Source organism: Pseudomonas sp. WC2401 (assembly GCF_041200115.1).
Classification (GTDB): Bacteria; Pseudomonadota; Gammaproteobacteria; order Pseudomonadales; family Pseudomonadaceae; genus Aquipseudomonas; species Aquipseudomonas fragi.
This window is the reverse complement of record NZ_CP165623.1, coordinates 2,110,711-2,130,672: the sequence shown is the minus strand read 5'-3', so window position 1 is coordinate 2,130,672 and position 19,962 is coordinate 2,110,711. Positions and strand designations below refer to the sequence as shown.

Here is a 19,962-nt window from a genome sequence, read left to right as displayed (position 1 = left end):
GCGAACCAACCCGGTAAACACACGCGATCAAAAGCGGTACGTTACCGAACCACCAAAGCCGTTGGCGCTGTTTTCATACTTGGCATCGTAGGTCAGACCCAATGCTGGCTGGTTATCACGGACCTTGATCGGCTCCTCCTTAAGATAGGAATAGGCAACGTCCAGGGTCAGGTTATCGACTGGCGTCCACCCGGCACCCAGGCTGAAGACCGTGCGATCCCCTGTAGGAATACGAACCGAACGATCCGTATTGTTGGTGGGCGTTTCGTCCACCGAGAAGCCGGTGCGTAAAACCAGTTGCTGGTTGACCCGGTACGACGCGCCGATCGCGTGCGACCAGGTGTCATGCCAGTGCTGTTCTTCGGTGATGGCATTCAGGCCGGCCAGCGCGACAGCAGCGTCAGACACCCCCGCGTTGTTGACCGTGATTTTCTTCAACTGGCTCCAGCGCGTGTAGGTACTGCCCGCGTATAGCGTCCAGTCATCGTTGAGCTGGTGGGTGACGGAGAAATCCACCGACGACGGCGTGGTGATATTCAGCTTGGCGTCATAACGCTGCGGCCCACCATCCACCAGATCGGTAAGAAAACCCGAGGCGCTGGTGTCACCACTGAGGTGATAAACCACTTGCGAGTGGTAGGTCACGCCAAGGCGAGTGCTGGCCAGCGCCTGCACCAACAGGCCGGCGTTGAAACCGGTGGCCGTGTCGTCACCCTTGATCTTGACGTTTTCCGTGCCCAGGCCAAACGCCGGCACTTTAGAACCCAGCTCGCCGCTGATACGGTTGAACGTCGGACCGAAACCTGCCGAAACCTTGTCGTTGAACGCATAGCTGACCGTCGGCTGGACCGTGATGACTTGAACCTTGCTTTTATTGCCAAAGCCGTTGCCCTGGAAGCTGTGTTCATAGTCGGTGACCAGACCAAACGGGGCATAAACGCCCAGGCCGAACGCCCAGTGTTCGTCGATCGGGGTCACCAGGTAGCCAAACGGCACGCCAATCCCGGGCACCATGTCGCCCTTGTTGGTGCCCGGGTTATCGGCACCAAACTGCGTAGAACTGGCGTCCTTGATAGTGGATTTGGCATCGAGGTAGGTGGCGCCGAAGCTGACTTCGTTGTGCTTGAGGCGGGACATGCCGGCGGGGTTGCCATACACCGTGCTGGCATCGTCGGCAGAAGAGGACCGGCCGGCAAAACCGGTACCCATACTGCTGACACTTTGTTCGTTGAGGGCAAAACCACCGGCGAACAGTTGCGTGGAAACAAAGGTAACGGACAGCGCCAGCGTGCTTTTGAGCAGTTTTTTATTCATTATTAGGACTCGAATTATTGGACAGCGCCAAGAAAGCTATCAATGTTCGAGCCGGCTGTTTGTGAAGAGTTTTTCACCTTCGATCTTGTCCGACGTTACTTGTATTTTCTCCGACCTTAGCCTTGTTTTCGACACCAAACCCGACCCTGAAACCCGAATTTGACTGCCTGGTCCGATGAAGAATACGGCCACTACCAGTCGAGCTGAATCCGACTCTCGAAGCAGCGTTCTTGCCCCGTCACCGGATCCACAAAACGCAAGCTCTGGGCCAGCAGCTTCAGCGGGTTGGCATAGTCATCCACGGCGTCCCTGATCACCTCAGGGTAGAACGGGTCATTGCATATCCCTGCCCCCAACGCTGCCATATGTACCCGCAGCTGATGCTTTTTCCCGGTAACGGGGTACAGCGCATAACGCCACAACTCCCCGTTTTTCTCGCACACGTCGACCAGCGTTTCGGTATTGCTGGCGCCCTGCCCTTCTTTCATGCGGAAAAACGGCTCGCCTTCCACCAGCCGGCTTTTATGCACCCGCGGCAGCTCAAGCTCAGGCAGGGCACGAGCGATAGCCTCGTAGCGCTTTTCGATCTTGCGCGTGGGAAACAGCGACTGATACGCCGAGCGAGTGTCCGGATTGGCAGAAAACAGCACCAGGCCCGCCGTGTGCCGGTCGATACGGTGCAGGGGCACCAGATGGGGGTTGCCCAGGGTGCGGATCAGGCGGCGCAACAGTGTTTGCTCGACATACTCACCGCCCGGGGTCACTGGCAGGAAGTGCGGCTTGTCCGCCACCACCAGATGCTCATCGGCATACAGGATGGTTTCCTGCACCGGGATGGGCGTTTCATTGGGCACTTCGCGAAAGTAATGAATGCGCAGGCCTTCCCTGTACGCCAGCTGCACGCTGATCGGCGCGCCGTCGGCGTCCAGCACCCGGCCACGGGCGATACGGTCAAGCCACTGCTCGCGGCTGATGGCACTGAAGTGTTCAGTCAGACAGTCGAGCACCGTCGGCCACTTGCCTGGCGGCAGGTGCAAGGTACTGGCTTGATGCTCGGCGGCGATGAAAGGCTGGGACGACATAAGGGAACTCGAGCGGAATATGCAGCCGGTGATTATGCAGGTTTATCCGAGAAAATTGACCACCTGCGCAGTATCAAACGGCCAGCCCAGTTCCTGGCCTGTGTCGACCCTGCGCAGCACCGGAATAAGCAAACCGTAGCGCTCAAACAACCCATCGCTGTCGGCAATATCGACCAGTTCGACCATCAGCCCGTGTTCCACCAAAGGCATCAGCATCGCTTCGGCCAACTCACACAGGTGACACCCCAGGGTGCCGAACAATTGGCATTCGGGAGGCATAAATTACGACCTGAGAACTAAAGCGTTTATTTTAAGAGCCTGGCCCGCTGCCGTCGACCCGCAGCCGGACGAATGATTTGCCACTACCATCGCTCTATTGCGCTGCTTGCGACTACGCTTGACCCACATCAGCGACAGCCTTTCGCATTTGCCGGATGCTCGCGACTTTTTTCTCGACCTGCCAAGGAAGCCTTTTGTGTTTGCCAACCTGTTAATCATCCTTGCCTCGTCACTGGTGGTCATCGCCCTGTTCCGGCGCCTGAAGCTGCCGCCGGTGCTGGGTTATCTGTGTGTCGGCCTGTTCGTTGGCCCCACCGCCCTGGACTGGATCAACGACAGCCCCGACCTGCCGGACCTGGCCGAGCTTGGGGTGGTATTTTTGCTGTTTTCCCTGGGGCTGGAATTCTCGCTGCCCAAGATGCTCAAGCTGCGCCGGGTGGTATTTGGCCTGGGCAGCCTGCAAGTGCTGTGTTCAGCCGTGGCCCTGGGCGGCCTGTTATATGCTTTTGGCATGAGCCTTAACGGCGCCTTCCTGCTGGGTGCCGGGCTCGCCCTGTCATCCACGGCGATCGTGAGTAAAGAGCTGACCAGCCTGGGGGAAATCTTCAGTCGTCATGGTCAGAATGCTATCGGCGTACTGCTGTTTCAGGACGTGGTCGCGGTACTGCTGCTGACCCTGGTGCCGGTATTCGCCGGCAGCAGCGACCAGGCCTGGTATTGGGCCTTGCCGGTGACCTTGGGCAAGACTGTGATCCTGTTCTTGGGGCTGCTGTTTGCCAGCCGCTTCCTGCTGCCGCGCCTGTTCCACGAAGTCGCCGCGTCGCGTTCGGCCGAACTGTTCGTGTTGCTGGCGCTGGTGATCGTACTGCTCACCGCCTGGCTCACCCACCTGCTGGGCCTGTCCCCCGCGCTGGGGGCCTTCCTGGCCGGCATGCTGCTGGGTGAAAGCCACTATCGGCATCAGATTGAAGCCGATATCCGCCCCTTCCGGGACATCCTGCTGGGGCTGTTTTTCGTCAGCATTGGCATGCTGATCGACCTGCAGCTTTTCGTTCACCACGGCTTCCTGATCCTGGGCCTGACCCTGGCCCTGATGCTGATCAAGGGCGCCGTGGTCGCACTACTGGTCAAGTTGCGTGGCAGCGACGGAGAAACCGCCTGGCGCAGCGGCCTGGCCCTGGCCCAGGGCGGTGAGTTCTGCTTTGCCCTGATGGCGCAGATGCAGAGCAATTCGCTGATCCCGGCGGATATGGCTGCCTACCTGCTGGCCGCCACGTTCTGCTCGATGCTGCTGACCCCCCTGCTGCTGCGCGCCGCGCCACTGATCGCCGCCAGCCTGCACCGCCAATCCTATGAAGAGGCAGAGCTGGAAGAAATCGCCACTCAAAACGCGGAACTCCAGGGGCATGTGGTGATGTGCGGCTATGGCCGCGTGGGCCAGTCCATCGGCCGCTTCCTGCGCAGCGAACACAAGGACTTTGTCGCGCTGGACTACGACCCCGACCGCATTGAGGAAGCCGCAAAAGCGGACAGCTGCGTACACTACGGCGACGCCCGCCGCGGCGATCTGCTGCGTGCTGTAGGCCTGGATCGTGCGCAACTGCTGGTGATTGCCGTGGACAACACCGAGGTGGCCATGAGCGTGCTCAAGGAAGCCCGCCTGATCACCCTCGAAGTGCCCATTCTGGTCAGGACCCGCGATGACAGCCAGCTCACCGAGCTCAAGGCCGCAGGCGCCACCGAGGTGGTGCCGGAATTACTCGAGTCGAGCCTTATGCTAGCCTCCCATGCCTTGATCTTGCTGGGCCTGTCCGAAAAAACCGTACAGCGCCGGGTCGATCAGGTACGTCATGACCGCTATCACTTGCTCGAAGGCTGTTTTGAAAGCGAAGACGCGCTGGAAGCTGCAATCACCCGCGAAAACGACTGATTTAAGGTAAGGTTTTGCCTTGGTAAACCTAAGATAGCTCTGGCATTGCCTGACTAAAAGCGTGAGCAATGCCAGGGAAACGAGTGAACCTTCGCCGAAGGCCTACACTCGAACGATCATCAAGCCACTAATGGAGTGAATCATGGCCCGTAAAACAGCAAAGAATGCTCAAGAAATTCTGATGGCCGATTTCCAGACGCTGGTACTCGACGCCGAAAAACTGCTGGAACACACCGCGTCCCTGGCCGGCGACCAGGCTGAAGAACTGCGCGCCCAGATCAAGGACAGCCTGTTCAAAGCCCGCGCAACCCTGGAAGAAACCAAGGAGTCGTTGAAGGACCGCAGCCAGGCCGCCGTAGTGGCCACCGAAGATTATGTGCAGGCAAACCCCTGGCAGTCCGTGGGCATCGCGGCGGGTGTCGGCTTTGTTCTGGGCCTGCTGGCAACGCGGCGCTGATATGACAGACGAATCCGGCTCCCCCCGTTCCTCACCGCGGCGCCTGGGTGCCGCGTTCCTGGGTCTGTTGCACAGCCATGTCGAATTGCTGGGCATCGAACTGCAAGAGCAGAAGGCGCGCACCGTCAGCCTGTTGTTGTTTGCCGGGCTGGCACTGGTGTTCGCCCTGTTGCTGCTGATCGGCCTGTCGGCGCTGGTGATGATCCTGCTCTGGGACAGCTACCGCATCCCGGGCCTTATCGGGCTGTGTGTGTTTTATACGCTGGCCGCCGTGTTCTGCGGGCTGCGTCTCAAGGCCGCGATCTTCGATGAGTCCTCACCTTTCAACGCCACGCTTGAAGAGCTGGCCAAAGACCGCGAGCGTTTGTTGCCATGAGCCTGCCTGAACTGCCGCAAAACGCATCACGCCAGGAGTTGCGCAAAACCCTGATTCGCCTGCGCATGGAAATGCACCGCCAGGAGATTCGTCATGAATCGCAACAGTTGCTGCAACCCCTGCAAAAAATGCGCGGGATGACCAGCAACTGGCAAGAAACCCTGGGGATCAAGCACGCGCCGTTGTGGGGCGTGGGGATTGTTACCCTGCTCGGGTTCCTGACGGGCAGAGGCGCCAAAAGCAAGAATACCGAGGGTACGTCCCGCTGGATCGGACTGACCACCGGGCTGATACCGCTGATCAAGATGGTCATCCAGGCCACGCGCAAGCCCTGAGCAGCCCCCCCCATCTGTGGGAGCGGGCTTGCTCGCGATGCAGGCGGCGCGGTGTTTCAGTCGAACCGCGTCGACGCTATCGCGAGCAAGCCCGCTCCCACAATGCGGCGTTCCTGATCATGGCGCCACTTGCGTCATCCGCCATGAAGCGAGAAGCTGGGTAATCAGTCACTAACGGAGCATTGCGCCTTGGATTGGCAAACCCTGCTTAACCGCGAACGCCTCGGCAAACCTCACCACAGCCCGGAAGAGCTCGGGCGCAGCCCTTTTCACAAAGACCACGACCGCATCATCTTCTCGGGCGCGTTTCGCCGCCTGGGGCGCAAGACCCAGGTCCATCCGGTCAACAGCAACGATCATATCCATACCCGCCTCACCCACTCGCTCGAAGTTAGCTGCGTCGGCCGCTCCCTGGGCATGCGCGTGGGCGAAACGATCCGCAGTGCCCTGCCCGAATGGTGCGATCCCGCCGATCTGGGCATGGTGGTGCAATCGGCCTGCCTGGCCCACGACATTGGCAATCCGCCGTTTGGTCACTCCGGTGAAGACGCCATTCGCAACTGGTTCGAGCAGGCCGCCAAGCGCGGCTGGCTGGATGACATGAGCGATGTCGAGCGTAACGACTTCTTGAGCTTTGAAGGCAATGCACAGGGCTTTCGGGTGCTGACGCAGCTGGAATACCACCAGTTCGACGGTGGCACGCGCCTGACCCACGCCACCCTGGGCACCTTTCTCAAATACCCGTGGACCGCGCGGCATGCCGACTCGCTGGGTTACAAGAAGCACAAGTTCGGCTGTTACCAGAGCGAATTGCACCTGCTTGAAGGCATCGCCCACAAACTGGGCCTGCCGCAGCTGGAAGAGCAGCGCTGGGCACGCCACCCGCTGGTCTACCTGATGGAGGCGGCCGATGACATTTGCTACGCCCTGATCGACCTGGAAGACGGCCTGGAAATGGACCTGCTGCAGTACAGCGAGGTCGAGTCGTTGCTGTTGAACCTGGTGGGCGATGACTTGCCCGAGACGTATCGCCTGCTGGGCCCCAATGACTCCCGGCGGCGCAAACTGGCCATACTGCGTGGCAAGGCCATCGAGCACCTGACCAATGCGGCGGCCAGGGCCTTTGTGGAGCAACAGGATGCCCTGCTGGCAGGCACATTGCCGGGTGATCTGGTCGAACATATGCACGGCCCGGCCAAACGCTGCGTGCTTGACGCCAAGGACATGGCACGCAAGAGGATCTTTCAGGACAAGCGCAAAACCCTGCATGAAATAGGGGCCTATACGTCCCTGGAAATCCTCCTCAATGCCTTTTGTGGCGCAGCGCTGGAGCAACACGGTGGGCGCACCCCATCGTTCAAGAACCGCCGTATCCTCGACTTGCTGGGCAACAATGCCCCGGATCCGGACTGGCCATTGCATCGCTCGTTTATGCGCATTATCGACTTTATCGCCGGCATGACCGACAGCTATGCCACGGAAATGGCAAAAGCCATGACCGGGCACTCCACCCCCATTTGATAGCCCCGGCCCGCCCTTGCACAAAAGGGCGGGCACAGGCCCGGGTGCCCTATTTGGCATTGCACCCCAAGCCGCTTTTTCAAGCATGCCTGTCGAGCAACATACACACCGTAAAAAGCCACACGCAAAGTAGAAAAAAAGAACAAAACTGTAGGACCATTCTCAATATAATCGACAACAACAAACCAAAACGACTCTTTGCATTAAACATCCGTTCAATTACCCGACAAGTCCGGACATACCACTCAAATAATTCGTAAGTTCACGCCTTATTTAACGTAGGAATATTCCCATACTACGTTTGTAGGCGACCTGATTCGTGCCCCCGCACTTATATCTGAGCTAAGGTGCGCTCTTTCTATACAGCACATTATGGGGAGCCAATATGAACAGCGTTTTTATTGTCGATGATCACCCGGTTATCCGCCTGGCAATTCGCATGTTGTTAGAACATGAAGGCTATGAAATAGTCGGGGAAACTGACAACGGCGTCGATGCCATGCAAATGATCCGTGAATGCGTGCCCGATTTGATCATTCTCGATATCAGCATTCCAAAACTCGATGGCCTGGAAGTCCTGTCGCGCTTCAATTCGATGAATTCAACCCTCAAAACCCTGGTCCTAACCGCCCAGTCGCCCAAGCTCTTCGCCATGCGCTGCATGCAGTCAGGTGCTGCCGGCTATGTGTGCAAACAGGAAGAACTCAGCGAACTTGTGAGTGCAATAAAAGCTGTATTTTCTGGCTACAATTACTTCCCCAGCCAGGCATTGACGCCTGACAAAAATGAAAACGACAACTTTTCCGAAATCGAGCTATTCAAGCAAGTTAATGACCGGGAGCTCATGGTTCTCAAGCTCTTCGCGCAAGGCAAAACAAACAAGGAAATTGCTGCCGGCATGTTTCTGAGCAACAAGACCGTGAGCACTTACAAAAAACGGCTCATGCAAAAACTAAAAGCCCACTCATTGGTTGAACTTATCGAAATGGCCAAACGTAACGGCCTGGTGTGAGAAACAGAATGCCCACGCGGTTAAACAAGTATTTATCACTGCTCACTGCTTTAGTGCTGTGCACCTGCGTGTCCGCCGAACCCGCCCGCACTGAAACCCTTTCATTGCTCAGCCGCTCGGCCACCTCTGGCGTGGAAGTTGCGCTGGATAACGCGCAGCGTTCCTGGCTGGAGCACAAGCGCGAGCTTCGGGTGGGTACTTCAACTACCGATTACCCGCCCTTCGACATGACCGACAGCGGTCAGGACTACGAAGGGCTCACCGCCGATTACGTCGGCATCCTGGCCAAAACCCTCGATGTATCAATAAAAGTTGAGCGCTTTGCATCCAGAGACGCTGCCATCAAGGCCCTTGAAGAGGGCCAGATCGACCTGCTCGGTACGTCCAATGGTTTTGAAGCCGCCAACCGCAACCTGCTGCTTTCTGCGCCATACGCCATCGACCAGCCCGTACTGGTGACCCGCGAGGGCGAAACGCGGTCGCTTTCACAAGGCCTTGAAGGCTTGCGCCTGAGCATGGTTTACCACTACCTGCCCCTGGATGAGATCAAGGCGCTCTACCCCAAGGCCATCATCCAGTCATATCCGTCTTATCAAAACGCACTCAATGCCGTGGCTTTCGATCAGGCGGATGTATTCCTGGGGGACACGGTCTCAACCCATTACATGATCAACAAGGGCTATCTGAAGAACATCAAGATGGCCAACTTTGGCAGGCACGAAGCCCAAGGGTTCAGCTTTGCAGTACGCCATGACAATGCGCAACTGCTCGCTATCATCAACGCCACGCTCAAGGCCGTACCCGACAGCGAGCAGGAGCGCATCGCCAAGCGCTGGAGCGCGGGCAGTGACATATTGCTCTCCGATAACAAGCTGCAATTGACCGGGCGCGAAGAACAATGGCTGGCCCAGCACCCGGTGGTCAGAGTCGTGGTCAGTGAAACCCTGGCACCGCTGACCTTCTTTGACGCCCACGGCAACTTCAGGGGCATCACCGCGGACCTGCTGGAAATGATCCGCCTGAGTACCGGCCTGCGCTTCGAGATACAGCGCGCCCACGGCCTCAATACCATGATACAGAGGGTCAAGCAGGGCGAAACCGACATTATCTCGGCCATCAGTCCGACCGCTTCGCGAGAAAGCACCCTGAAGTTCACTCGCCCTTACCTGGTCAACTCGTTTGTCCTGCTCACGGCCAAGGGGCGCCAGGCACCTGCAAGCCTCGAACAACTGGCGGGCAAGAAACTGGCCTTGAGCCAGGGCAACCCCCTGACCGACTACCTGCGCAGCCAGTACCCGCGGATAACACTGGTCGAAACAGAGAGTATTTACCGAGCAACAGAGTTACTGGCAGAGGGTGAAGTACAAGGCGCCGTCAATACCCTGGTGATTGCCAACTACCTGCTCGCCTCGCAAATGTTTCGGGATCGTTTGCAAATCAGCGCCACCCTCGGCACCCAGCCTGCAACCTTTACCCTCGCCACTGCCCGGGATGCCACCCAGTTGCACTCAATCCTCAACAAGGCCCTGCTGAGCATTGCGCCGGATGAACTGGGCATCATCAACAGCCGCTGGCGCGGCTATGCCCCGGCATCCGATAGCTACTGGCGCAACTATCATCGCCTGATTTACCAGATCATCATTGGCACCAGCCTGTTGCTGTTGCTGTCCCTGGTATGGAATGCCTACATGCGCCGCCAGATCCGTCATCGAAAAATGGCCGAGCGAGCCCTCAGCGATCAATTTGAATTCATGCGGGCAATGGTCAATGGCACGCCTCATCCCATTTATGTCCGCGATCGCGAAGGCATTCTGAAAACCTGCAATGACAGCTACCTGCAGGCCTTTTCAGCCCGGCGTGAAGACGTCATTGGCAAAACGGTGATGCAGGCCTGCGGCTTGCTGAGCAATGAGTGCGAAGCCCACGATTATCAGGCCGACTACTTGCGCGTCATGGCTGAGGGCACCCCGCTGGTCCTGGATCGCCCGCTCAATATCGGCGGTAAAACCTTCACCATCTATCACTGGATCCTGCCCTTCCGCGACTCTCTGGGCGAGGTCCAGGGCATTATCGGAGGCTGGATCGACATCAGTGAACGGCGCCACCTTATGGATGAGCTGCGCGCAGCCAAAGAACTGGCCGACGACGCCAACCGTGCCAAAAGCACCTTTCTGGCCACCATGAGCCATGAAATCCGTACACCGATGAATGCCGTGATCGGTTTGCTGGAACTCACCCTAAAACGCGCCGATCAGGGGCATCTCGACCGCCCTTCCATTGAGGTGGCCTACCACTCGGCCAAGGACCTGCTGGAGTTGATCGGCGATATTCTCGATATTGCCCGGATCGAATCAGGCCGCCTGAACCTGTCCCCGGAGCGCGTCAACCTGCGCAACCTCGCCCATTCGGTGATCAGGGTGTTTGACGGCCTGGCCAGGCAAAAAAACCTCACGCTCTCCCTGCAGTTCCATCCCCGGAGCGATGCGCCCGATGTGCTGATCGACCCGCTGCGTTTCAAGCAAATCCTGACCAACCTGGTCAGCAATGCGATCAAGTTCACCCGCCAGGGCCAGGTCACCCTGGCGATCAACCTGCTGCCTGCCAGCCCCCCCGACCATACCGAACTGCAACTGAGTGTCCAGGACACAGGTATCGGTATCAGTGATCGCGATCAGGCCCGTCTGTTCGAACCCTTCGCCCAGGCCGAAAACAGCGGGCAACTGGCCCTCAACGGTGCAGGCCTTGGCCTGCTGATCTGCCGCAGCCTGTGCGAAATGATGGGGGGCACGCTGGAACTGAGCAGCCAGGTAAACGTGGGCACCCTGGTTGAGATAAAGCTCAGGCTGCCCACCTTGCCGCCCTGCCTGAGCAGCGCCGCGCATGAACCGGTAATCAACCCTGCGGCGCACCGTTTGAACGTGCTGGTGGTGGACGATCATCCTGCCAATCGACTGCTGATGTGCCAGCAACTGGGGTACCTGGGGCATCGTTTTACCACTGAGCACGATGGCGCGGCCGGCTTCAAAACCTGGAAAGAAGGCACATTCGACCTGGTCATTGCCGACTGCAACATGCCCGTCATGAACGGTTATGACCTCACCAGGGCCATACGCCAGTACGAGCAGGCGTCGCAGCAACGGCCATGCACCGTGCTGGGCTTTACTGCCAACGCCCAGCCTGAGGAGCGCCAGCGCTGCGCAATGGCCGGGATGGACGACTGCCTGTTCAAACCCATCAGCCTGACCCTGCTCAGCCAGCACCTGGCAGCCCTGGTACCGCTCGACACTGGCAACGAGGCCTTCAACCTGGAATCCCTCAACGCGCTTTCGGGCGGTGATAACGAACGCAAACAACGCTTGCTGGAGGAGCTGCTGCGCAGCAATGGCCAGGATCTCAAGGCCCTGATGCACCTGCCCGACAACGGGGACTTGAAGCCATTTGCCGACATTGCTCACCGGATCAAAGGCGCGGCCCGCATCGTCGGCGCCGCGCAGCTGATCAAACACTGCGAAATACTGGAGCACGCCAGCCCGTCCAACCTCATCCAGGCGCGCAATGACGTACAAGCCTCCATGCAGGCCCTGGAGCAGGTACTGGCCCGTCAACTTCAAAAGTTGGCCAGCGGCACCTGAGCGCCAACCGCAAAACCGGCCAATGGCTGAGCAGGTTGGCCCGGTTTCACTATGCTTAAAGGCATCGGCAGGTGAACCAATCGCGGAGTAACTGCACATGCGCAATGTTGCGCAATCCCGGAAGCGCCAACTGCCGCTGCATGTTCACATTAGTGCGATGTTTACATGTTTGCTGCTCCTGCTGGGCCTGGTGCTGGGTGTGTTCAACTACCAGCAAACCACCCAGATCATTCTCGGCAGCAGCCAGAAACTGTTCGGTTACCTGGAGCAGGATGTTCAACGCGACCTGCTCGACGCCTACCAACCCATCAGGCATGCCCTGAACCTGTTGACCCTCAACCCTGACGCCGTGACCGACCGGCCCGAGCGGCGAACGGGGTTGCTGCTGCCTTTCGTGCAAACACTCGAAGACAACCACAGTTTGTCAGCACTGTATCTGGGGGATGACAACGGCAATCTGTTTCTCGTCAGGCCGTTGCGCAACGAGGCCATCAGGCTCCAGCTCCAGGCCCCAGCCCAAGCCCGCTACGAAGTCTGGTCGATAACCCGCTCGGCACGACAAGGTGGCGTTGAGTCGAAAAAAATATACCTGGATGCATCCCTGGCCGAGCTGGCACAGCGAACTATTGCCAATGAAACCTATGACCCCCGCAGCCGAAAATGGTTTATCCCGGCACATGCCGAGCACGATCAAACCACCACCAACCCTTACCTGTTTTTTTCCACCCACGAAGTTGGCACAACACTGGCCAAACGCAGCGCTGGCAACACGGTGCTGGGTGCCGACGTGACCCTGTCGCAACTGTCCGCCACCCTGGCGGCGCATCAGGTAACACCCGGCACGCAAATCGTGTTGTACGGCGCCGATGGCCGCGCCATCGCCTACCCGGACTTCAGCAAGCTGCTCACCGCTCAGGACCCGGAAAAGCTGCCAAAAATCGCGGAATTGAACCCGGCCCTGGGCTACCTGGTCAGCCAGGGCCCGGACGCCCAGCGGCGCCTGTACGACGGCCAGCGCCAATGGGTCGTGACACGGTTCAACGTAGAGGATGGCGGAGCCAATGGCTTGCAATTAGCCATGATGGTGCCGGAAGACGAATTGCTGGCCGATGCCTATCGGCTCAGATGGCAGGGAGCCCTGGTGACACTGGCGGCCCTGCTGCTTTGCCTGCCGATGGGCTGGGTGACCTCACGCTTGCTGGTCAAGCCCTTGCAGGCGCTGGTCCGCGAAGCCGATGCCATTCGGCGGTTCGATTTCAACTACCCCCTGAAGCAGAAATCGATCGTGCTTGAAATCGACCAGCTGGAGGGGTCGATGTCACGCATGAAAGAAACCCTCGCCAGTTTTTTTGAAATCACCTCCAGCCTCTCGGCCCACACCCGTTTTGAGCCATTGCTGCAGTCGGTTTTGCTGGAAACGATCAAGATTGCCCAGGCACAGGCCGGCCTGATCTACCTGACGCAAAACGACAGCCGTCAACTGGAGTTGAAGGGACTGATCATCAATGGCCAGCCCCAGGACCTGACTACCCAACCACAGCCGGATATAGACCCTGACAGCAATGACAATCCGCCGTGGCTACAAGGGCTGTTCCAGGGCCATGACAGCGTCGCCCATTCGCTCAGCCTTGAGCAGGCGGGGGATTTGCAGCCAATCATGGCGCAACTGGGCAGCCAGAGTATCCACCTGATCGGTATTCGCCTGCACAACCGCCACGGCGAAACCGTGGGCATTTTGCTGCTGGTGTTGAACGACAGTGGTTCCAGTGACGACCAGGACCACTTGCGGGCTGATCGCATCGCCTTTATCCAGGCCGTCTCCGGCACCGCGGCCGTGTCGATCGAAAGCCAGCGCCTGCAAGCACGTCAGAAGCAGCTGCTGGATGCCTTGATACAACTGCTGGCGGGCGCCATCGACGCCAAAAGCCCGTATACCGCCAGCCATTGCCAACGGGTGCCGACCCTCACCCTGATGCTGGCCCAGGCAGCGGCCGCCAGCCAGCAGCCCGAATTCGAGCAGTACAACCCCTCGCAAGAACAGTGGGAAGCCCTGCGCATCGCGGCCTGGCTACATGACTGCGGCAAGGTCACAACCCCCGAGTATGTGGTCGACAAGGCCACCAAGCTTGAAACCCTGTACGACCGCATCCACGAAATCCGCACCCGCTTTGAAGTGCTCAAGCGCGATACCTGGGTCGACTACTGGCAAGCCCGGGCCCTGGGTGGCGATGACGCGCAATTGAGTGAACGACGCGAAGCCAGCCTGGCGGCGCTGGACCAGGACTTCGCCTTTGTCGCGCAATGCAACCTGGGCGGCGAGGCCATGCAGGAGGCCGACCTTGAGCGCTTGAACGCCATCGCCCGGCGTACCTGGAGGCGAACCCTGGATGATCGGTTGGGGGTGTCCTGGGAGGAGAACAAGCGCCAGTCAACCCGTGAGGAGCACGACTTGCCGGTAACCGAACAGCTGCTGGCCGACAAGCCCGAGCACCTGTTCATTCGCCCTGAAGCCGACCTGATTGACCCTGAAAACCCCTGGGGCTTCAAGCTCGAGGTGCCACAGTACAAGTTCAACCGGGGTGAACTGTACAACCTGAGCACCCGGCGCGGCACCTTGACCAACGAGGAACGCTACATCATCAACAACCACATCGTGCAGACCATCCTGATGCTCAGCAGCCTGCCCCTGCCCGCCTACTTGAGCAACATTGCCGAAATCGCCGGCGGGCATCACGAAAAAATGGACGGAACCGGCTATCCAAAACGCCTGAAACGCGAAGAGATGAGCCTGGAGTCACGGATGATGGCTATTGCCGATATTTTCGAGGCGTTGACCGCCTCGGACCGCCCCTATAAACGCAGCAAGACGTTAAGCGAAGCCCTGAGCATCATGGCCACCATGTGCCACGATGCGCATATTGACCCACAACTGTTCGCGCTTTTTATGCGCGAACAGGTGTTTATGCAGTATGCCCGGCAGTTTCTCGACCCGGAGCAAATCGACCCGGTCGATATCGACGCCCTGATGCTCAAGGCCGGGCTAAGCGGCTAGCGGCCTCAGCACTCGCTCAAACGCAAGAAGATCGCAGCCAGGGCTTCAATGCCCTGCTGGTCCTGCTCGCTGAAGCGCCCGATGCTCGGGCTGTCCAGATCCAGCACGCCAATCAGGCGGCCATCCTTGATCAAGGGCACCACCAACTCACTGTTGGAAGCACTGTCACACGCAATATGCCCGGCAAATGCATGCACATCTTCAACCCGCTGGGTCTGCCGGCTCGCCGCCGCAGCCCCGCACACGCCCCGCCCGAACGGGATACGAACACAGGCAATCTGCCCCTGAAACGGGCCCAGTACCAGTTCTTCATTGCGGTTGAGGTAAAAACCGGCCCAGTTCAGATCATCAAGCTGGTGATACAAAAACGCCGAGAACTGTGCAGCATTGGCAATAAAGTCACGCTCATCTGCCAACAACGACTCCAACTGAGCCTGCAACAGGGTGTAGCCGTTCAGGCCTGCACCTGTGGCGTTCAAATCAATCATTCACTTGCTCCAACAATTTCAAACCCACCCAATAACGCGCGAACTGATAGGCGCAACGGCCGTTGCGGTTGCCACGCCCGGTCGCCCAGCGCACGGCCAGAATATCCAGTGCCTCGTCGCGTTGCCACTGCAAACCGGCTTTGCGGGCCAATACCTCGATCCAGTGCTCGACCACACTCAAAAAATGATCCTGGGTAAAGGGATAGAATGACAGCCACAGGCCAAAGCGGTCAGACAAGGCGATCTTGTCTTCCACGGCCTCATTGGGGTGCAACTCACCGTCAACGTTCTTCCAGTTCTCGTTGTCGCTTTCCTTTTCCGGCACCAGGTGGCGACGGTTCGAAGTGGCATATAGCAGCACGTTATCCGGCGCTTGCTCCAGCGAGCCGTCCAGCACACTTTTCAGCACCCGGTAATCACTCTCGCCAGCTTCAAACGACAGGTCATCGCAAAACAGCACAAAGCGCTGGGGCAAGCCCTGCAACTGCTCAACCACGCGCGGCAGGTCGGCCAGGTGATCGCGTTCGATCTCGATCAGACGCAGCCCCGCATGGCCATACTCGGCCAGCAAGGCCCGAATGATTGAAGACTTGCCGGTGCCCCGTGAGCCCCAGAGCAGGGCATGGTTGGCAGGCAAGCCGTCGAGAAACTGTTTGGTGTTGCGCCCCAGCTGGTCACGCTGGTTATCCACCCCGATCAAGTCCGAAAGGCGCATTTCAAGGCTGACTTGCAACGGCATCAGATAGCCTGAGCGACCTTCACGCTGCCACCTGGCTGCCAGGCACTGGTCCCACTCGATCGATTCGCGCTGCGCCGGCAGCAAAGGTTCAAGACGTGCAAGGACCGCTTCGGCCCGTTCCAGAAAGGCATCCAGTTTAGAATTCACAACATTTCCTCGGACTGATACACAATGATGGCACATTGCCATTGCCAGAATTCGACAGCCATCCGCAAAATGACTCGCTCGGCTAACCGCAGGCAGCTCAATCAGGCTGCCGATTGACCTACTAATCGACTACTCTTGCACCCCGCAAGAAATGGAAACAGGTGCTGCACCCCAATGGATACAAAACTCACCCATCGCCTGTCTTTCAAGCAAGCCAAGCTGACTGTGCTGGTTGGGCTGGTGCTCGGGGCCATGCTGAGCCTGCTGCAAATCGGCATCGATTATGCCAGTGAAAACGCCGCCATCAATCGCGAAATCCAGTCACTGCTTGAGATCAGCCACAACCCGGCATCGCGCATCGCCTACAACCTTGACGCCGAGCTGGCCCAGGAACTGTTGCAGGGCCTGTTGCGCTCACCGGCGATCATCGGTGCGCAACTGGTCGATAGCGACGGCGTAGTCCTTTCGGCGGTGCAGGATCAACCCGAAAGCGGGCGCTACCGGGCCCTTAGCGACTTTCTGTTTGGTGCCAACCGCTCGTTTGACGAGCGCCTGTACTTCAACCACCTGCCTGAAATGAGCATGGGCATGCTGCACCTGGAAGTGGACACCTACCCTTTCGGCAAACGATTTTTGCAGCGTGCAGAAGTTACCTTGCTCAGCGGCTTTATCCGCAGCTTCATCCTGACGTTTATCCTGATGGGGCTGTTTTATGTGATGCTGACCAAGCCGCTGGTGCGGGTGATTCGCGAACTCAGCCAGCGCAAGCCCGGCCACCCTGGTCAATCACGGATGCACTGCCCTCCCGGTCACGAAGACGACGAAATTGGCGTATTGGTCAACGCTGCCAACCAGCAGTTCGAAGCCATGACCCTGGAGATGGAACACCGCCGCCGTGCCGAAAACAGCCTCACCGACTACCTGGCCCGGCTGGAAACCATCGTTTCACAGCGCACCCAAGAGCTGGAAACAATCAACGAGCAACTGCGTCACTCCAATGAAGAGCTGGAAGCTGCGCGCAGCACGGCACTGGAAATGGCCCAGGCCCGCGCGGCATTCCTGGCCAATATGAGCCACGAAATCCGCACCCCGCTCAATGGCCTGCTGGGCATGCTGGCGCTGTGCCTGGACAGCCCGCTGAATGCCGAGCAATACCAGCAACTGTCTATTGCCCACGACTCGGGCAAGGTCCTGGTCGAACTGCTCAACGACATTCTCGACCTGTCCAAATTCGATGCAGGCCAACTGGAGCTGGAGCATATTGCTTTCGATCTGGGTACGTTGATCGAAGACACCGCCAACCTGTTGTCACAAAACGCCGCGCCCAGTGTGGAGCTGACGTGCCTGATCGACCCGGATTTCCCGGCATTGGTACTCGGCGACCCGACCCGGGTCCGCCAGATTGTCAGCAACCTGCTGTCCAACGCCCTGAAATTCACCCGCTTCGGCCGGGTGGATGTGCGCCTCAGTGCGCAAAGCGACCAAGTGCGTATCGAAGTGTGCGACACCGGTATCGGCATCGCCCAGGAAGCACAAGCGAGAATTTTCCGCCCCTTTACCCAGGCAGGGGCAGGCATCACCCGCCAGTTTGGCGGCACCGGGTTAGGCCTGGCACTGACCAACAGCCTGTGTGAAGTGATGCACGGGCGGCTGACCATCAGCTCGGAAGTCGGCTTTGGCAGCCAGTTTTGCGCCGAACTCCCACTGCCCTGCCATACCCCGGCGATCAAGCAAAAGACGCTGTGCGGGCGGGTGATTGGCGTCAGCGCGGCGAGCAGTGGCTTGAGCGAACTGCTCAGCAGCTATTTGCCACTTTGGGGGCTGGACTACAAACGCTATTCCCTGAACGACTCCCTGGCGGGTACCGATCCTGACCTGCTGATCACCGACTGCCCCGAGTGCCTGTTTGGCCTGCGGCCTGCCATCAACGCGCCCATTCTGTTGGTGACCGCCTATGGCAACTTCATGCCCGGCGATCAAGTCAATGCATTGGCCCCCCTGCAACAAAAAGCCCGGCCGCTTTCGCGTTATGCGCTGTATAAAACCTTGCAGCATCTGCTGCTCAAAGATGACGACGTAAACCCTGGCGCGCGCCGCGACAGCGCCCCTGCCCAGCGCCGGGCACGGATTCTTCTGGTTGAAGACAACCCGGTCAACCAGTTGGTGGCCAAGGGCATGCTGAGCAAACTGGGCTGTGATGTGAGGGTGGCGGCGCATGGTGGCGAAGCCCTGAGCCTGCTGGAACAGAAGACCTTTGATCTGGTGTTGATGGACTGCAATATGCCGGTGATGGATGGCTACGAGGCCACCCGGCAAATTCGCCAGCGCGGGCGCTGGCCAAAACTGCCCATCGTGGCCCTGACGGCCAATGCCATGCCCGAAGAGCGCGAGCGCTGTCGCTCGGCGGGCATGAACGACTACCTGGCCAAACCGTTTCGACGTGAAGAGCTGGCGACGCTGATTGACGTGTGGGTGCCGCAAAAAGCCTGAAAGAGGCAGGTTTGTGTAGCCGCTGACGAGTAGAACGAGGCTGCGATCGAGCGCGAAGCGGTCGCTAAATCACACGCAACGGTGCGCCAGTCAGATCCGGACTCAGGATTTGCGACGTCTGCGCCGCCGTTCGCAGCCTCGTTCTACTCGTCAGCGGCTACAGATAAATCGTCTTACCATTTAATCGATCGCAGCAGCGCCTCGATATCGGCCTTGAGCGCCTCGGGCTTGGTAGTCGGGGCATAACGCTTGACGCTCTGGCCATCGCCACTGACCAGGAACTTGGTGAAGTTCCACTTGATTCCCTGCGACCCCAGCAACCCCGGCGCACGCTTCTTGAGCTGGACAAACAAGGGGTGGGCCTTGGTGCCATTGACGTCAACCTTCTTGAACAGCGGGAAGCTTACGCCAAAGTTCAGCTCGCAAAACTCGGAAATGGCCGCTTCGTCACCCGGCTCCTGCTGGCCAAACTGGTTGCATGGAAACCCCAGGATCACCAACCCCTGGTCGCGATACTGCTGCCACAGCGCCTCTAGCCCCTTGTACTGCGGGGTAAAACCACACTTGCTGGCCGTATTGACCACCAACACGGCTTTGCCCTGGAAATCCGCCAGGGTTTTCGGCTCGCCGCCAAGAGTGGTGCATGGGATATCGAACAGGTTGTCGTTCATGACGGCGCCTCAAAAGGTCAGTTGCGGGGAACCAGGTCCAGGCACACCGAGTTGATGCAGTAGCGCAACCCGGTGGGTGGCGGACCGTCAGGGAACACATGGCCCAGGTGCGCATCACATTTGGCGCAGACCACTTCGGTACGCACCATGCCGTGGCTCACGTCACGGATCTCGACCATCGCACTGTCGCCAATGGGCTGGTAAAAGCTCGGCCAGCCACAGCCGGAATCAAATTTGGCGCTGGAATCGAACAATGGCGCGTTGCAGCAAATGCAGTGATAAACGCCGTCGGTTTTGGTGCCGTTGTATTTGCCCGAAAACGGCCGTTCGGTGCCTTTGAGCCGGCACACGTTGTATTGCTCCGGATCGAGCATGGCCTTCCATTCGTCCAGGGTTTTGTTCAACTTTTCCATGCTTATGCCTCTGCAACTGAAAAA

16 protein-coding genes are annotated in these 19,962 nt (G+C 58.7%); 9 read left to right on the top strand and 7 right to left on the bottom strand.

Features of this window, described 5'->3' with window-relative positions:
* Window positions 1–27: 27 nt before the first annotated feature.
* The 3 genes from AB3G35_RS09780 to AB3G35_RS09770 form a co-directional block, all read right to left on the bottom strand.
* A complete protein-coding gene (locus tag AB3G35_RS09780; protein WP_106117174.1) occupies window positions 28–1,314 on the bottom strand; it encodes an OmpP1/FadL family transporter in 1,287 nt (428 codons plus the stop codon).
* Window positions 1,315–1,505: 191 nt separating this feature from the next.
* Window positions 1,506–2,396 carry a pseudouridine synthase gene (locus AB3G35_RS09775; protein WP_369782583.1) on the bottom strand — a complete coding sequence of 297 codons (891 nt, stop codon included), beginning with the start codon at window positions 2,394–2,396 and terminating at the stop codon, window positions 1,506–1,508.
* A gap of 42 nt (window positions 2,397–2,438) precedes the next feature.
* Window positions 2,439–2,675 (bottom strand): glutaredoxin family protein, encoded by a 237-nt coding sequence (locus AB3G35_RS09770; protein ID WP_016780032.1) that lies wholly within the window; start codon window positions 2,673–2,675, stop codon window positions 2,439–2,441.
* A 196-nt stretch (window positions 2,676–2,871) separates the two neighbouring features.
* On the opposite strand from AB3G35_RS09770, the gene AB3G35_RS09765 reads away from it, so the two are divergent.
* From AB3G35_RS09765 to AB3G35_RS09730, 8 genes are all read left to right on the top strand, one after another.
* Window positions 2,872–4,605: a monovalent cation:proton antiporter-2 (CPA2) family protein gene (locus tag AB3G35_RS09765; protein ID WP_029611306.1), complete on the top strand. Its 1,734-nt coding sequence runs from the start codon at window positions 2,872–2,874 to the stop codon at window positions 4,603–4,605.
* Window positions 4,606–4,747: 142 nt separating this feature from the next.
* A complete protein-coding gene (locus AB3G35_RS09760; protein WP_016780030.1) occupies window positions 4,748–5,062 on the top strand; it encodes a YqjD family protein in 315 nt (104 codons plus the stop codon).
* Window position 5,063: 1 nt separating this feature from the next.
* Window positions 5,064–5,438 carry a phage holin family protein gene (locus AB3G35_RS09755; protein WP_016780029.1) on the top strand — a complete coding sequence of 125 codons (375 nt, stop codon included), beginning with the start codon at window positions 5,064–5,066 and terminating at the stop codon, window positions 5,436–5,438.
* Complete coding sequence (locus tag AB3G35_RS09750) at window positions 5,435–5,773, top strand: hypothetical protein (RefSeq protein WP_016780028.1); 339 nt, start codon at window positions 5,435–5,437, stop codon at window positions 5,771–5,773. Before AB3G35_RS09755 ends, AB3G35_RS09750 begins: the two co-directional genes overlap by 4 nt.
* A gap of 189 nt (window positions 5,774–5,962) precedes the next feature.
* Window positions 5,963–7,294, top strand: coding sequence for a deoxyguanosinetriphosphate triphosphohydrolase (locus AB3G35_RS09745; protein ID WP_169846358.1), 1,332 nt, complete (start codon window positions 5,963–5,965; stop codon window positions 7,292–7,294).
* Window positions 7,295–7,679: 385 nt separating this feature from the next.
* Window positions 7,680–8,306: a response regulator transcription factor gene (locus AB3G35_RS09740; protein WP_086796098.1), complete on the top strand. Its 627-nt coding sequence runs from the start codon at window positions 7,680–7,682 to the stop codon at window positions 8,304–8,306.
* A gap of 8 nt (window positions 8,307–8,314) precedes the next feature.
* Entirely contained in the window at window positions 8,315–11,938 is a 3,624-nt protein-coding gene (locus AB3G35_RS09735; RefSeq protein ID WP_369782582.1) for a transporter substrate-binding domain-containing protein, read from the top strand.
* 97 nt (window positions 11,939–12,035) lie between these two features.
* Window positions 12,036–14,990 (top strand): HD domain-containing phosphohydrolase, encoded by a 2,955-nt coding sequence (locus AB3G35_RS09730; protein WP_369782581.1) that lies wholly within the window; start codon window positions 12,036–12,038, stop codon window positions 14,988–14,990.
* Between the two features lie 5 nt (window positions 14,991–14,995).
* Here the strand turns inward: AB3G35_RS09730 and AB3G35_RS09725 are convergent, their stop codons facing one another.
* Window positions 14,996–15,478, bottom strand: coding sequence for a GAF domain-containing protein (locus tag AB3G35_RS09725; RefSeq protein ID WP_086796095.1), 483 nt, complete (start codon window positions 15,476–15,478; stop codon window positions 14,996–14,998).
* Window positions 15,471–16,400: an ATP-binding protein gene (locus AB3G35_RS09720; protein ID WP_186349443.1), complete on the bottom strand. Its 930-nt coding sequence runs from the start codon at window positions 16,398–16,400 to the stop codon at window positions 15,471–15,473. The genes AB3G35_RS09725 and AB3G35_RS09720 overlap by 8 nt, the downstream gene beginning before the upstream one ends.
* A 138-nt stretch (window positions 16,401–16,538) precedes the next feature.
* Here AB3G35_RS09720 and AB3G35_RS09715 point away from each other — a divergent pair, with 138 nt between their 5' ends.
* Window positions 16,539–18,854: a response regulator gene (locus tag AB3G35_RS09715; RefSeq protein WP_016780014.1), complete on the top strand. Its 2,316-nt coding sequence runs from the start codon at window positions 16,539–16,541 to the stop codon at window positions 18,852–18,854.
* A 173-nt stretch (window positions 18,855–19,027) separates the two neighbouring features.
* On the opposite strand, the gene AB3G35_RS09710 is transcribed toward AB3G35_RS09715, so the two are convergent.
* Together AB3G35_RS09710 and msrB are read right to left on the bottom strand one after the other, a co-directional pair.
* Complete coding sequence (locus tag AB3G35_RS09710; RefSeq protein ID WP_315250498.1) at window positions 19,028–19,525, bottom strand: glutathione peroxidase; 498 nt, start codon at window positions 19,523–19,525, stop codon at window positions 19,028–19,030.
* A 17-nt stretch (window positions 19,526–19,542) separates the two neighbouring features.
* Entirely contained in the window at window positions 19,543–19,938 is a 396-nt protein-coding gene (msrB, locus tag AB3G35_RS09705) for a peptide-methionine (R)-S-oxide reductase MsrB (protein WP_016780012.1), read from the bottom strand.
* Window positions 19,939–19,962 lie beyond the last annotated feature (24 nt).

Coding starts and splice junctions, on each gene's coding strand:
- AB3G35_RS09780 (WP_106117174.1), bottom strand. CDS start 1,314: ATGAATAAAAAACTGCTCAAAAGCACGCTGGCGCTGTCCGTTACCTTT.
- AB3G35_RS09775 (WP_369782583.1), bottom strand. CDS start 2,396: ATGTCGTCCCAGCCTTTCATCGCCGCCGAGCATCAAGCCAGTACCTTG.
- AB3G35_RS09770 (WP_016780032.1), bottom strand. CDS start 2,675: ATGCCTCCCGAATGCCAATTGTTCGGCACCCTGGGGTGTCACCTGTGT.
- AB3G35_RS09760 (WP_016780030.1), top strand. CDS start 4,748: ATGGCCCGTAAAACAGCAAAGAATGCTCAAGAAATTCTGATGGCCGAT.
- AB3G35_RS09755 (WP_016780029.1), top strand. CDS start 5,064: ATGACAGACGAATCCGGCTCCCCCCGTTCCTCACCGCGGCGCCTGGGT.
- AB3G35_RS09750 (WP_016780028.1), top strand. CDS start 5,435: ATGAGCCTGCCTGAACTGCCGCAAAACGCATCACGCCAGGAGTTGCGC.
- AB3G35_RS09740 (WP_086796098.1), top strand. CDS start 7,680: ATGAACAGCGTTTTTATTGTCGATGATCACCCGGTTATCCGCCTGGCA.
- AB3G35_RS09735 (WP_369782582.1), top strand. CDS start 8,315: ATGCCCACGCGGTTAAACAAGTATTTATCACTGCTCACTGCTTTAGTG.
- AB3G35_RS09730 (WP_369782581.1), top strand. CDS start 12,036: ATGCGCAATGTTGCGCAATCCCGGAAGCGCCAACTGCCGCTGCATGTT.
- AB3G35_RS09725 (WP_086796095.1), bottom strand. CDS start 15,478: ATGATTGATTTGAACGCCACAGGTGCAGGCCTGAACGGCTACACCCTG.
- AB3G35_RS09720 (WP_186349443.1), bottom strand. CDS start 16,400: ATGTGCCATCATTGTGTATCAGTCCGAGGAAATGTTGTGAATTCTAAA.
- AB3G35_RS09715 (WP_016780014.1), top strand. CDS start 16,539: ATGGATACAAAACTCACCCATCGCCTGTCTTTCAAGCAAGCCAAGCTG.
- AB3G35_RS09710 (WP_315250498.1), bottom strand. CDS start 19,525: ATGAACGACAACCTGTTCGATATCCCATGCACCACTCTTGGCGGCGAG.
- msrB (WP_016780012.1), bottom strand. CDS start 19,938: ATGGAAAAGTTGAACAAAACCCTGGACGAATGGAAGGCCATGCTCGAT.